Raw genomic sequence first — 13,636 nt, 5'->3', positions numbered from 1 at the left:
GAGTTGGAGGTGCCCCGCCCGGTGCTCGGGCGGGGCTGATGGATCAAAGTGCCGAGGAGATTTTCTCTGCCGCGTCGGGGGATACCCAAGGCGTCCAGATATCGGCGTTTTCTTCCAGGAAGTGATAGGCGGCATCTTCGCCGGTGGCCTGGTTGTCAGTCATCCAGGCAAGGATTTCGGCGACCTTTTCGTTACCCCAACTGCGCGTATCAAGGTATTTGACCACCTCGGGGCTGGTACTTTCGCTGAAGCTCTTGGTCATGATGGAATAGACGCGATCGACCGGCCATGCGCTGACCTTGGGGTCGGGGCAATCGACGACGGTGATGCACCGCGTCCATTCCGCCGGATCGTGTTCGACCGACGCCTCCAGCTTGACCAGAGGGTATTTCGCCAGCAGACCCGTCGGCGCCCAGTAATAGGTGATAAACCCTTGCTCGCGCTCGTAGGCGCGGGCGATCAGGCCGTCCAGACCTGCGGCCGATCCCGGTTCGACAAGCCCGAAGCCCTTGTTCTCGGCGTCATAGGCCTTGAACAGCTGTCCGGTGACGACCGTCGCGCCCCAGCCCTGCGCGCCGTTGAAGATTGCCCCCTGCGACGGATCGTCCGGGTGCGGGAAAAGTTCGGGATGCGCGAGCGCGTCATCCACGGTCTTGATGTCGGGATGGGCGTCGGCGACGTATTTCGGAATCCACCAACCTTGAACACCGCCGTCATGCAAAGCAGGGGCGCCCTGAACGATCTTGCCTTCTTCCAGACCGCGCGGAATGATCTCGGGCAAGAGGTCCACCCAGGTTTCCGGCGAAAGGTCCGGACCACCCTTTTCGACCATGGACGTTCCTGTCGGAACCGTATCGCCCGGCACCAGCGAAACGTCGCAGTCGTAGCCTTCTTCAAGAATGATCTTGTCGATGTTGGCAAGGATTTCGGCGCTTTGCACGTTCATGTTGGCAATGCTGACGGAACCGCAGTCTTGAGCGCTGGCAACCCCGGCAGCACAGACTACAGACAGTGCTGTAGAAGCAAGCAGTGTTTTCATGGCAGACCCCTGTTATGTTTTATTATAGGAATCGTATACGAGTCCTGACATCAGAGTTTGCCAACTTGACTGTTATGTCAAGTTCGTCGAGGGCACCCCGAGCAAGGCGGCCCTTACTGCGAAATTTTAAGGATTGGCCCATGACTACCCAATCGCTCATCAAACCGGAACCCGAGGCAGGATCATCCACGGCTGACGCGATTCTGAACTACATCCGCGGTGCGATCGCCGACGGATCGCTCAACGATGGGGAGCCGATACGTCAGGACGAGGTGGCGCGCCGGTTCAACGTCAGCAAGATCCCGGTTCGCGAGGCGCTGAAACGCCTTGAGGCCGAAGGATTTGTCGCCTTCATTCCAAATCGCGGCGTCGTGGTTCGTGCGGTTTCCGATCCCGAGATCGCGCAGATATTCGAGACCCGGGCGATCCTCGAATCGAATGCGATTGGCTTTTCGGTGCCGATGATGACCGCCGAAAGCCTTGCGCGTGCCAGCGCCTGCTGCGCCGCCTTCGACGAGGCGGGGGATGTGGCGCAGTGGTCGGCGCTGAACTGGCAGTTCCACAGCAGCCTCTATCTGGACGCGCAGCGACCCTATCTGGTCGAACTGATCCGGACGATCAACGTCAGGCTGGAACGCTATCTTCGCATCCAGTTGACGCTGTCCGTCGGCAAAGGGATCGCGAACGAGGAACATCACGCGATCCTTGATGCGTGCCGGGCGGGGGACGCGGGGCTGGCCTCGCGTCTGACCTATGACCACATCATGGGTGCGAACAAATCGCTCCACCGCTTTCTGCCCGGGGCCCGGTTCTAGGGCAGGGTCTTGGCCCCTGGATAGATCTTGGCCGTGTCGGCAAGAAACTCGGCGACCTCGGCCGCGCGGCGGGTTTCGGACCAGCCGAGCGCGGCCGCCGCTGTGTGCGACAGATCCTCGATCCCATCGCGCCCTAGGTCGGGGTCCAGCCCGTTCGGCAATCTGCGGCGGACGAGGTCACCCAGCCTGACGACATGTTCGTCGCGCAGGATGTCGGTCACGTCGGGCGGACCCAGAGGGATCGACCCCGAAGGACCGGCACCTCTCTTGCCAAGCCGCTTTTCGACCGCTCGCGCGGCAAGCCGTCCGGCGTGTCGGTGAAGCATGATCGTCGAACCCGTGACCGCGATCAAACCGGGCGATCCGTCGCGCTCTACCACGCGGACGGGAAGGGCGGTGGTCTTGCCATCAATGGTGGAGGTCGGCCGGACACCGCACCAGCAATGGGCCACGTCGTTCCGCGACAGGTGAAGGTCGGGGAACAGCCGATTTGCCTCGGACAGAACGTAATCCACCTCCTCGGGCAACACCGAGACGTCGTCCGGATCATCCGTGACGACGGTTTCCGTCGGGCCGACGAAATGCAGATCGCGCCACGGGAAGACGTAGAACGGCTCGCCCTTGCTTGAGAATGCCTCTAGCCCCTGCCCATGAAAGCTTTCGGGCAGGCGCACCATCACATTGACGCCTTTTATACCCCGGACGCGCGGGGCGCCCGCATCTCCGGCAATACGGTCTATCCATGGCCCGGCGGCATTCACGATCATCTTGGCGGATACGGTCGCCGGTCCGGCGCGGTCCGGGCTTCGATCCTCCAGCCGCAGCGTACAGCCCGATGCCTCGCGTTCGACCCCCACGACGGCGGTATAGGTTCGGATCGTGGCACCCCGGCGTTCGGCATCCAACGCGGTATCGACGCAGGTACGCTCGGGCCAAGCATACATGTATTCATCGAAACTGCCGATGCCCGTCACCGGACCGAGGCGATCGACCAACCCGCTGGAGGCCTCGGCGCGCGACGATCGGCGGTAATGAAGCGGCACGCGCCAACCGCCAAGCATCTCCATCATGCGAAAGCCGATATCGACCAGCCAAGGCGGATACCGATCGCCCCGCCGGAAGGGATAGAAGAAACGGTGCCGCGTCAGGTGCTGCGGCATCGTCTCGACCAGTTCGGCGCGGCAGCGCATCACGTCGCGCGCATAGATCAGCCGACGCATCATATCGACCGGATGAAGCGCCATCTGCCAAAGGGGATAGCGCACGGCCAGATAACCCAGGCCGGAATACAGCATCCTGCTGGAGCGTGAGGAGGTTCCCGAGCCGATGTCGGCTCGGTCCAGAAGGAGCGTTCGGTATCCGCGCGCGGCCAATTCCCGCGCGGTCGTGCAGCCTACCGCCCCCGCGCCGACGATGACGACGTCGAAGGACTGCCCATCGAGGCTTTGTCGCACGTTCGTCATGCGGGCAGGCTCAGGCTGCGCCTGCCGAAACCGCGATCGCCCGTTCCAGCGAAAGCTGTCCGACCGGGCGATTTGCCATGTCATTCACGTCGATCACCTGAAGCCTGCTGCTCAGCATCTGGCGCAGGGCTTCGGAAAGGGTCGTATGCTCGGGGATGGCATGTCCATTGGTGTTGCTGGCCGACATCGGCTCCATGATCGAGCCGACCTGCACGACCTTGCCGCGATCCACATGCTGCACGAAGTTCGACACATAGTCGTCGGCGGGGCGAAGGACGATATCCTGTCCCGTGCCCTGCTGGATGATCGAGCCGTCGCGAAGCAGCGCGATCCGGTCGCCGATGCGCAGGGCTTCGTCCAGATCATGCGTGATGAAGACGATGGTCTTGCGGACCTCGCTTTGCAGGTCCAGCAACACCGTCTGCATGTCGTACCGGATCAGCGGGTCGAGCGCGGAATACGCCTCGTCCATCAACAGGATCGGCGCATCGTTGGTCAGCGCGCGGGCAAGTCCGACGCGCTGCTGCATCCCGCCGGAAAGCTGGCTGGGGTATTTCGTCTCGAACCCGCGAAGGCCGACACGCTCGATCCAGCGCATGGCGATCTCGTTGCGGGCGGCAGCGTCCATGCCTTGGACTTCCAGACCATATCCGACGTTGTTCAGCACGGTGCGGTGCGGAAGAAGTCCGAATTTCTGGAACACCATCGCGGTCTTGTGGCGACGGAAGCTTCGCAATGCCGCGGGGGGCATGCGCACGACGTCCTGCCCTTCGATCATGATCTCACCCGCGGTGGGGTCGATCAGGCGGTTGATATGGCGGATCAGGGTGGATTTGCCCGATCCCGACAGCCCCATGATCACCTGAATGCGGCCCGCGGGAATGTCGAGGTTGATGTCGCGCAGGCCAAGGACGTGCCGGTGCTTGTCGTTCAGTTCCTGCTTGGACATGCCGCCCTGCACGGCGCTGACGAACTCGCCCCCGCGCGGGCCGAAGATCTTGTAGAGATTGCGGATCTGGATGCCGATCGGATCAGACATTGTGGCCTCCGCGGTGCTTTTGAAGACGGTGGCCGAAAGCCTGGCTGACCCGATCGAACAGGATCGCGATGCCGACGATGGCAAGTCCGTTGAACAGGCCAAGCGTGAAGTATTGGTTCGAGATGGCGCGAAGGACCGGCAGCCCGAGGCCTTCCACACCGATCATCGAGGCGATGACGACCATGGCCAGTGCCATCATGATAGTCTGGTTGATGCCTGCCATGATGGTGGGCATGGCCAATGGCAACTCCGCCTTCACGAGCCGTTGCCAGCGGGACGAGCCGAACGCATCCGCCGCCTCGAGCACTTCGCCGTCGACCTGCCTGATCCCCAGATTGGTCAGACGGATCATGGGCGGCAGCGCATAGATCACGACGGCGATGAGGCCGGGAACCTTGCCGATGCCCAGAAGCATCACGACGGGGATGAGATAGACGAAGGGCGGCATCGTCTGCATCACGTCGAGGATCGGGCTGACGAAGGACTGAACCCGGTCGGAGCGCGACATCAGCACCCCGATCGGAATGCCAAGCGCGATCGCCATCAACGTGGAGGTGAGGATCATCGAAATGGTCTTCATCGTGTCCTCCCACATCCCGAAGGCACCGATCAGGCACAGCGTGCCGACACAGGCGAAGACGATGCGAAAGCTGCGGCTTGCCCCCCAGGCAAGAAGGCCCACGACCAGCAGCACGATGGGCCAGGGCGTATCGGTCAGCAGATTTTCCGACCAGGACAGGAAGTGGCGCAGCGGATCGAACACGGCCTCGATCGCGTCACCATAGGAGCGGGAGAAATTGCGGAAACCATCATCGATGGCGCGTTTCAGATCGCGGAGCATGCCGTTGTCGATCTGTGGGAATTCCGTAAGCCAAGTCATGGCGACCTCACTGGTGGGTATGGCTACGACATAAGGAAAAGGACGGCGCGGGCGCGCCGGTCGTCAGGCTGTCATTCGTGCCTGCGGCCGGGAGTGCTGGATGCGGCCCAAACGATGCGCTTGATCCGATTTCGATCGGTCGGTGCTGGTATCCTCGGGATGGCAAGGTCTGGCATGTTCATCTCAACTCTCCTGTTGGTGGTTGGCCGCGTTGCGGTCCTGCCGATCAGTTGCCGGCGTTGTGCGGGTTATCCCCGCATGTCAGTCATCGGACTGATTGCGAAAGCTCATGTCACGCGCCTTTCGCGTCGCGGCGGACAGTGCGTTTGTTATCGAAGCGTCGAAACCGGATTCTTGGGCGGCGCAAAGACCTGCCGCCGTGGTTCCGCGATAGTCATGATATGCGGCAAGAAGGGCAGGGGCGTTGGAAATGCGCCCCGACAACAAGGCTGCGCCGCCGCAGATCGCGCCTTCTGCAGCCCGCCATGCGATGTCAGGCGGCACGTCTTGCGATTTTGCGTATTCGAACATGGCAACGGCCATAAGCGCGGGATAGGCGGCACCCGATCCCGGCAGGGCGGTCATGACATCGACCTGCTTTTCGTCCTCAAGTTCGTCCGAAGTCCCGACGGAGGACAGTATCCTTGTGACGGCCGATTTGTCAGCGTCCGTTATTCCCGGGCCAGCATACCACGGCGAATAGGACGCGCCGATCTCGGCGGCGGCGTTCGGGACTGCCCTGACGATGCGACCCTTACACCGCGCCAGATCGGCGCAATCGATGCCCGCCATGAAGGACAGCACGAGCTTTCCGGAGGCGTCGAGGTCGAAGGTCCGCCACGTCTCGGGGCGAATGGACAGGATGATGATATCGCTGCGCTGCACCAAATCCTTGGGGTCCGCGGCCCATCCCACCCGATACCCCGCATAGTCGGCGCGCGGCCCGCTGCGATTTAGTATCGTCAGATCGGAGGGCGCCACGATCCGATCATCCAGCAAGCGGCGGCCAAGCGCGAAGCCGAGCCATCCGGTGCCTCCTGCGATGCCGACCCTCATGCCCATCCTCCGTGCAGTCGATCTTCCGCGTATCCCGCAGGATTACCGCATTAATCGTATACGCACAATAAAATGTTCACTGCTGTATGAGGCGGGTTCAGACGCGTCCACGCAAAGGCCAGTTGCGTCCAAACCCGGTGCTTTGTCAGGTGAGCGTGGAAACCCTGCCGAATCTGCCGTTGAAGCGGGCGATCTCGTTCAAGGACACAGGTTGCCCGGTATAGATCTCGACATATGGCGGGACCCTTGGAAGCCGGACCTCCAGATCTTCCTGCACTTGCATCGAGATGTATCCGATCTGGACAAGATAGACCGTTCGCGCCCTGACATCGGCCTGAACGGCATCATGGCCCCACCGCGTCAGCATCTCGGACAAGGCCTGCAGGCGCACGACATCGGCCTGCCGAACACGTTCGGCAACCTTGTCATCTTGCAAAGCCCAGCTGCGGACAGCGAATTCCAGCTTGGAATCAAAGGCTTTCGCATCGATGAACGTGCCGATGACGTTGAACATCGCCTCGGTCTGCGTTTCGGCATACTGGGTCGTGGACGCGACGAGCGGCGTCGTCGTGCGGGCTTCCCAACCGTCAAGCAGCGCCGCCAGCAGCGATTCCCGATCCTCGAAGAACCAATAGAAGCTTGTGCGCGACAGGTTCAGCTGCTTGGCCAGAGGCAGGATCTTGACCGCGTCGATACCGTTCTCGATCAAGGCTTTATAGCCCGCGTCGAGCCATCCCTCGCGCGATCCGCGCCATCCGGTTTCGGTAGAACTTTTCTGATCCATCCCTGAGAGGTATCGGCTGCCCAATATGCCCGCAAGTCTTATGTGCACTTCGCGGCCTCAAGCGTTCACCTGTGATTTTTAATTTGACAGTGGTGAACATTATGGCGGAGTGTTGGCTCGACACCGCTCCACCGCAACAGGCAGATTCATGTCGAACGATCCACTCTTGCAGCCCTTCCAACTCAAGCATCTCATGCTTCGCAACCGGATCATGATCACCAGCCATGAACCGGCATATCCCGAGGACGGAATGCCCAAGGATCGCTATCGCGCCTATCATGTGGAGCGAGCGAAAGCCGGCGTCGCGCTTACGATGACCGCCGGTTCGGCATCCGTTTCGCGTGACAGCCCGCCCGTGTTTAACAATATCCTCGCATGGAAGGACGAGGTCGTCGGGTGGATGAAGAAGCTGACGGACGAATGCCACGATCACGGCACGGCCGTGATGATTCAGCTGACCCACCTTGGCCGCCGTACCCGTTGGGACAAGGCCGACTGGCTGCCCGTCGTCTCGCCCAGCCACGAGCGCGAGGCGGCGCACCGATCCTTCCCCAAGAAGATGGAAGATTGGGACATCCAGCGGATCATCGGCGATTATGTCGATGCGGCGGAACGGATGAAGGCGGCCGGCCTGGACGGGTTGGAGCTGCAGGCCTACGGCCACCTGATGGACCAGTTCTGGTCGCCGCTGACGAACGATCTGGACGGGCCTTACGGCGGCGATCTCGACAATCGGCTGCGTTTCACCTTTGACATCCTGCGCGGCATCCGCGAACGATGCGGCGAGGATTTCCTGCTTGGCGTGCGCTATACCGGCGACGAGGATCTGCCGGGTGGTTTCGATGCGAAGGACGGCATCGCGATTTCGCAGAAGCTGAAGGACAGCGGGCTGGTGGACTTCCTGAACGTCGTCAGGGGGCATATCGACACCGACGCGGGCCTGACCGACGTGATCCCGGTGCAGGGCATGCGCAACGCGCCGCATCTTGAATTCGCCGGGCAGATCAAGAAGGCGACGGACTTTCCGACCTTCCATGCCGCCAAGATCCCGGACGTTCCCACCGCGCGCCACGCCATCGCTGCGGGCCTGATCGACATGGTGGGCATGACCCGCGCCCACATGGCCGATCCGCATCTCGTGCGGAAGATCATCGAAAAGCGCGAGGACGACATCCGCCCCTGCGTCGGCGCGAACTACTGCCTCGACCGCATCTATCAGGGTGGCCTTGCGTTCTGCCTTCACAACGCGGCCACCGGGCGCGAGGAGACGATGCCCCAGATCATCCCGGCGGCGGATGCGCGCAAACGCATCACCATCGTCGGCGCGGGGCCTGCGGGGATGGAAGCGGCGCGGGTTGCCGCCGAACGCGGCCACGCCGTGACGGTGTTCGAAGCCGCCGATCAACCCGGCGGCCAGATCCGGCTGACGGCCTTGCAGGAACGCCGCCGCGAGATGATCTCGATCATCGCATGGCGTCAGGCGATGTGCGAAAAGCACGGGGTGACCTTCAACTTCAACACCTTCGCGGATGACGCGGACGTTCTGGCGACCAACCCGGACGAGGTCATCATCGCGACCGGCGGTCTGCCCCATACCGAAGTGCTGAGCGCGGGCGACGATCTGGTCTGTTCGGCGTGGGACATTCTTTCGGGCGATGTGAAGCCCGGCCAGAACGTGCTGATCTTTGACGATGCGGGCGATCATGCCGCGCTTCAGGCGGCGGATGCGATCGCATCGACGGGCGCGAAGGTCGAGATCGTGACGCCGGACCGGGCCTTCTCGCCCGAGGTGATGGCGATGAACCTGGTGCCGTATATGCGCAGCCTGCAAAAGCTGGACACGACCTTTACCGTGACATGGCGTCTGCTGTCGGTGGTGCGCGACGGCAACCAGCTTCGCGCGACGCTTGGCAGCGACTATGGCGGCGTCACGCGGGACCGGCTGGTCGATCAGGTGGTCGTCAACCACGGCACCCGCCCGCTGGACGAGCTTTATTTCGACCTCAAGCCGCGTTCGTCGAATTTGGGCGAGGTCGATTACGAGGCGCTGACCTCGGGACGGTTGCAAGACGTGCGCGCCAACCCGGAAGGCACGTTCCGCCTGTTCCGCATCGGCGATGCGGTTGCCGCCCGCAACACCCATGCCGCGATCTATGACGCGCTGCGGCTGGTCAAGGATCTGTAACGGAGGAGGGGAGCATGAAGATACTCGTGCCGGTGAAGCGCGTGATCGACTACAACGTGAAGCCGCGCGTCAAACCAGACGGCTCCGGCGTCGATCTGGCCGACGTCAAGATGTCGATGAACCCCTTCGACGAGATCGCGGTCGAGGAGGCGATCCGGCTGAAGGAGCAGGGGGTCGCCGAGGAGGTGATCGTCGTCTCCATCGGCGTCCGGCAGGCGCAGGAAACCTTGCGGACGGCGCTGGCGATGGGGGCGGATCGGGCCATTCTGGTCGTCGCCGCCGATGACGTCCACCAGACGACGGAACCGCTGGCGATCGCGAAGATCCTTGCCGCCGTCGCGGCCGAGCAGGGCGCCGGGTTGGTCATCGCCGGCAAGCAGGCCATCGACAGCGACATGGGCGCGACGGGCCAGATGCTGGCGGCTTTGCTGGGCTGGGGGCAGGCGACCTTCGCGTCGAAGATCGCGATTGCAGGCGGGCGCGCGACGGTCACGCGGGAAGTCGATGGCGGTCTTCAGACCATCGATGTCGCGCTGCCCGCCGTGATCACGACCGACCTGCGCCTTAACGAGCCGCGCTATGCTTCGCTGCCGAACATCATGAAGGCCAAGAAGAAGCCGCTGGAGGAGAAGACCGCCGCCGATTACGGCGTCGATCCCGCGCCCCGGCTGGAAATCCTTGCCACGCGAGAGCCGCAGGGCCGCGCGGCAGGTGTGCGGCTGGCTTCGGTGGACGAACTGGTCGGCAAGTTGAAAGAGATCGGGGTGGTGTGATGGGCGTTCTTCTTCTGGGCGAGATCGCGAATGGCGATCTGAACCGCGACGCGACGGCCAAGGCCGTGACGGCACTGCGCCCCTTGGGCGATATCACCGTGCTTTGTGCGGGGACCGGCGCGCGGGGCGCGGCGACGGCCGCTGCGTCGATCGACGGGGTGGCGCAGGTGCTGGTGGCCGATCACGAGCAATATGCCCATGGGCTGGCCGAACCCGTTGCGGCGCTGCTGGTCTCGCTTGCCGCGGGGTTCGATCACATCGCGGCACCCTCGACAGCAGGCGCCAAGAACGTCATGCCCCGCGTGGCGGCGCTTTTGGATGTCATGGTGATCCCGGACGTGTCGGCGGTGATCGACGCGCAAAAGTTCGAACGCCCGGTCTATGCCGGCAACGCGATCCAGACGGTCAGATCGCGCGATGCGCAAAAGGTTCTGACCATCCGCACCGCAGGCTTCGACGCCGCGGGCGATGGCGGCACCGCCACGATCGCCGATGCCGCGTCTGCGGACGATCCGGCCCTGTCATCCTGGCAGTCGGACGAGGTCGCGACCTCCGACCGGCCGGAGCTGACCTCGGCGGCGCGGGTCGTGTCCGGCGGGCGCGGTGTCGGCTCGAAAGAGAATTTCGCCATCATCGAGACGCTGGCCGACAAACTCGGCGCGGCGGTGGGCGCCTCGCGCGCGGCGGTCGATGCCGGATACGCGCCCAACGACTGGCAGGTCGGACAGACCGGCAAGGTCGTGGCACCCGGCCTTTACGTCGCGGTCGGCATCTCTGGCGCGATTCAGCATCTTGCCGGGATGAAGGACAGCAAGGTCATCGTCGCCATCAACAAGGACGAGGAGGCTCCGATCCTTCAGGTTGCCGATTACAGCCTCGTGGGCGATCTGTTCACGATCCTGCCCGACCTGACCCAGAAGCTGTAAGCCAGGCCTGCCAGCGGAGCTTTGCCAGCCACATGAGCGGACATCCCGAGATTGAACGCGAGTCGATGGACTATGACGTCGTGATCGTCGGCGCCGGGCCTTCGGGGCTGTCGGCGGCGATCCGGCTGAAACAGATCGACCCGGACCTGTCGGTCGTGGTGCTGGAAAAGGGATCGGAGGTCGGCGCGCATATCCTGTCCGGCGCGGTTCTGGACCCCGCCGGGCTGGACCGTCTGATCCCGGACTGGCGCGATCGTGGTGCCCCGGTCACGACCGAGGTGGTGGACGACAACTTCTTCATGCTGGGCGCGGCGGGGCAGGTCCGTATTCCGAACGCGCTGATGCCGCCGCTGATGAACAACCACGGCAATTTCATCGTCAGCATGGGCAACGTCTGCCGCTGGCTTGCCACCCAGGCCGAGGAATTGGGCGTCGAGATCTTTCCCGGCATGGCCGCAAGCCGCGTCGTCTGGGAAGGTGGGCGCGTCAAAGGCGTCGTCGCGGGCGAGATGGGGCTGGCATCGGACGGCACGCCGGGCCCGAATTACGAGCCGGGCATGGAACTGCACGGCAAGTATGTGTTCATCGCCGAAGGCGCGCGAGGATCGCTGGCCAAGAAGATCATCGCAGCGCTGAAGCTCGCACAGGGCCATGACCCGCAGAAGTTCGGCCTTGGAATGAAGGAAATCTGGGAAGTCCGCCCCGAAAAGTTCCGCAAAGGACGGGTCGTGCATACGATGGGATGGCCGCTGGGACGCAACGCGGGTGGCGGCAGCTTCATCTATCATTTCGAGAACAATCAGGTTCTGGTCGGCTTCGTCGTCCACCTGAACTACGCCAACCCCCATCTCTATCCCTATATGGAGTTCCAGCGGTTCAAGCATCATCCGATGGTGGCAGAGCTTCTGGAGGGTGGGCGGCGCGTCAGCTATGGCGCGCGGGCGATCACCGAGGGGGGGTGGCAGGCGCTTCCCGATCTGGCCTTTCAGGGCGGCGTCCTTCTGGGCTGTTCGGGCGGCATGGTGAACGTGCCGCGGATCAAGGGCAATCACAACGCGATGATGTCCGGGATCGAGGCGGCAGAGGCGGCGGCGGCGGCCATCGCGTCGGGCCGCGAGGGCGATCGTCTGGCGGAATACGATGCGGCGGTGCGCGGCGGGGCCATCGGCGCGGACCTGCGCGCGGTCCGCAACGTCAAGCCGGTATGGTCCAGGCTTGGCCTTGTCGCGTCGCTGATGCTGGGCGGGATCGACATGTGGGTTGCGAACCTGACCGGGTGGAACCCGCTTGGGACATGGCATCATGGCAAGTCGGATGCCGCCGCGACCGGCAAGGCGGCCGACTTCGCCCCCATCGATTACCCACGGCCGGATGGTCGCCTGTCGTTCGACCGGCTGACGAGCGTGGCCTTTTCCTTCACCAACCACGAAGAAAGCCAGCCCTGCCACCTTCGGCTGAAAGACCCTGCCGTGCCGATCGCCGTGAACCTGCCGCAATTTTCCGAACCCGCCCAGCGCTATTGCCCGGCAGGCGTTTACGAGGTGGTCAATGACGGCCCGACGCCCCGTTTCCAGATCAATTTCCAGAACTGCGTCCATTGCAAGACCTGCGACATCAAGGACCCGTCCCAGAATATCGACTGGACAACCCCGCAAGGCGGGGACGGACCGAACTATCCGAACATGTGACCGAGGAGCCGCGAATGGGACCGAAGATGATTGGCTATGAAGACGTCGCGGGGCGGCTCGACTGGCATGGCGCGGTTGCGTCGCTTCGGCAGGGGCATCTTCGCCCCAAGGCACAGGTGGGCGATCTGTTCCTTGGGCCGTCGGACCGCACGCTGCTGAACCGCAGCGCCTATATCGAAGGGCTGGGATTCGGCGTGAAGGCCGTGACCATCTATGATGCGAACCCGCAGAAGGGGCTGCCGAGCATTCAGGGTGGGATGCTGGTCTATGACGCCGATAACGGCCATCTGACCGCGGTCATCGACGCGCCGCTGGTCACGGAATACAAGACGGCAGGGGACTCGGTCCTCGGCGCGCAGATTCTGGCTCGCCCGGACAGCCGCCGCCTTCTGATCGTCGGTGCGGGCACGCTCGCGACCAATCTCGTGCGGGCCTATGACGCGATTTTCCCGGATCTGGAACGGATCGCGGTCTGGGCACGCCGGCGCGAGCAGGCGGAAGCGCTGGTCGCAAGCCTTGGGGATCTGAACGGGCGGCTGGTCGTCGCGGACGATCTGGCCGACGAGGTGGGCCGCGCCGACATCGTCAGCACCGCCACCATGGCCAGACAGCCCGTCATCCTTGGCGAATGGGTGCAGCCCGGCACGCATGTGGACCTGATCGGCGCCTATACCGCCGAGATGCGCGAGGCCGACGACGCGCTGATGGCAAAGGGCCGGGTCTTCGTCGACAGCTATGAGACGACCGTCGATCTTATCGGCGAGTTGATCGACCCCATCGCCTCGGGCGCGATCCGGCGCGAGGATGTCCTTGGCGATCTTTACGACCTTGCCCGCGACGACACGCAGGGCCGGACGTCGCCCGAAGACATCACGGTCTTCAAGAATGGCGGCGGCGCGCATCTCGACCTGATGATCGCCATCTGGATCGCCAACGCCGCCGCCTGAATGTTGTTGAAAAGGAGAACTGGAATGCGCACCCGTGCCGC

At 63.3% G+C, this 13,636-nt stretch carries 12 protein-coding genes; 6 read left to right on the top strand and 6 right to left on the bottom strand.

Annotation, left to right across the window (positions count from 1 at the left end):
• Positions 1-43: 43 nt before the first annotated feature.
• Positions 44-1,039: a glycine betaine ABC transporter substrate-binding protein gene (locus E2K76_RS14430; RefSeq protein ID WP_136685060.1), complete on the bottom strand. Its 996-nt coding sequence runs from the start codon at positions 1,037-1,039 to the stop codon at positions 44-46.
• 140 nt (positions 1,040-1,179) lie between these two features.
• Here E2K76_RS14430 and E2K76_RS14425 point away from each other — a divergent pair, with 140 nt between their 5' ends.
• Positions 1,180-1,854, top strand: a complete 675-nt coding sequence (locus E2K76_RS14425; protein ID WP_136685059.1) for a GntR family transcriptional regulator — start codon at positions 1,180-1,182, stop codon at positions 1,852-1,854.
• On the opposite strand, the gene E2K76_RS14420 is transcribed toward E2K76_RS14425, so the two are convergent.
• The 5 genes from E2K76_RS14420 to E2K76_RS14400 form a co-directional block, all read right to left on the bottom strand.
• Entirely contained in the window at positions 1,851-3,401 is a 1,551-nt protein-coding gene (locus E2K76_RS14420) for an FAD-dependent oxidoreductase (protein WP_246032974.1), read from the bottom strand. The two genes, E2K76_RS14425 and E2K76_RS14420, sit on opposite strands and share 4 nt — an antisense overlap.
• On the bottom strand, positions 3,328-4,356 hold the full coding sequence (locus E2K76_RS14415; protein ID WP_136685058.1) for a quaternary amine ABC transporter ATP-binding protein: 1,029 nt from the start codon (positions 4,354-4,356) through the stop codon (positions 3,328-3,330). Before E2K76_RS14415 ends, E2K76_RS14420 begins: the two co-directional genes overlap by 74 nt.
• On the bottom strand, positions 4,349-5,236 hold the full coding sequence (locus E2K76_RS14410) for an ABC transporter permease (RefSeq protein ID WP_136685057.1): 888 nt from the start codon (positions 5,234-5,236) through the stop codon (positions 4,349-4,351). The genes E2K76_RS14415 and E2K76_RS14410 overlap by 8 nt, the downstream gene beginning before the upstream one ends.
• A gap of 261 nt (positions 5,237-5,497) precedes the next feature.
• Positions 5,498-6,292, bottom strand: coding sequence for a pyrroline-5-carboxylate reductase family protein (locus E2K76_RS14405; RefSeq protein ID WP_136685056.1), 795 nt, complete (start codon positions 6,290-6,292; stop codon positions 5,498-5,500).
• 145 nt (positions 6,293-6,437) lie between these two features.
• Positions 6,438-7,076, bottom strand: coding sequence for a TetR/AcrR family transcriptional regulator (locus tag E2K76_RS14400; RefSeq protein ID WP_136685055.1), 639 nt, complete (start codon positions 7,074-7,076; stop codon positions 6,438-6,440).
• A gap of 148 nt (positions 7,077-7,224) precedes the next feature.
• Here E2K76_RS14400 and hpbA point away from each other — a divergent pair, with 148 nt between their 5' ends.
• The 5 genes from hpbA to E2K76_RS14375 are packed head-to-tail and all read left to right on the top strand — an operon-like array spanning position 7,225 to position 13,595.
• Positions 7,225-9,261 carry an N-methyl-L-proline N-demethylase HpbA gene (hpbA, locus tag E2K76_RS14395; protein WP_136685054.1) on the top strand — a complete coding sequence of 679 codons (2,037 nt, stop codon included), beginning with the start codon at positions 7,225-7,227 and terminating at the stop codon, positions 9,259-9,261.
• Between the two features lie 14 nt (positions 9,262-9,275).
• The gene (locus E2K76_RS14390; protein ID WP_136685053.1) at positions 9,276-10,034 is read left to right on the top strand and encodes an electron transfer flavoprotein subunit beta/FixA family protein; all 759 of its coding nucleotides are present in this window, start codon (positions 9,276-9,278) and stop codon (positions 10,032-10,034) included.
• A complete protein-coding gene (locus E2K76_RS14385; RefSeq protein ID WP_136685052.1) occupies positions 10,034-10,960 on the top strand; it encodes an electron transfer flavoprotein subunit alpha/FixB family protein in 927 nt (308 codons plus the stop codon). Before E2K76_RS14390 ends, E2K76_RS14385 begins: the two co-directional genes overlap by 1 nt.
• 32 nt (positions 10,961-10,992) lie before the next feature.
• Positions 10,993-12,648, top strand: a complete 1,656-nt coding sequence (locus E2K76_RS14380) for an electron transfer flavoprotein-ubiquinone oxidoreductase (protein WP_136685051.1) — start codon at positions 10,993-10,995, stop codon at positions 12,646-12,648.
• A 14-nt stretch (positions 12,649-12,662) separates the two neighbouring features.
• Positions 12,663-13,595: an ornithine cyclodeaminase family protein gene (locus E2K76_RS14375; RefSeq protein ID WP_136685050.1), complete on the top strand. Its 933-nt coding sequence runs from the start codon at positions 12,663-12,665 to the stop codon at positions 13,593-13,595.
• The last annotated feature ends 41 nt before the right edge of the window (positions 13,596-13,636 follow it).

Origin of the sequence: Falsirhodobacter xinxiangensis (assembly GCF_004959935.1) — a bacterium.
GTDB classification, from domain to species: domain Bacteria; phylum Pseudomonadota; class Alphaproteobacteria; order Rhodobacterales; family Rhodobacteraceae; genus Falsirhodobacter; species Falsirhodobacter xinxiangensis.
The sequence above is the reverse complement of the archived record's forward strand: the minus strand, read 5'-3'. Positions and strand labels throughout refer to the sequence as shown.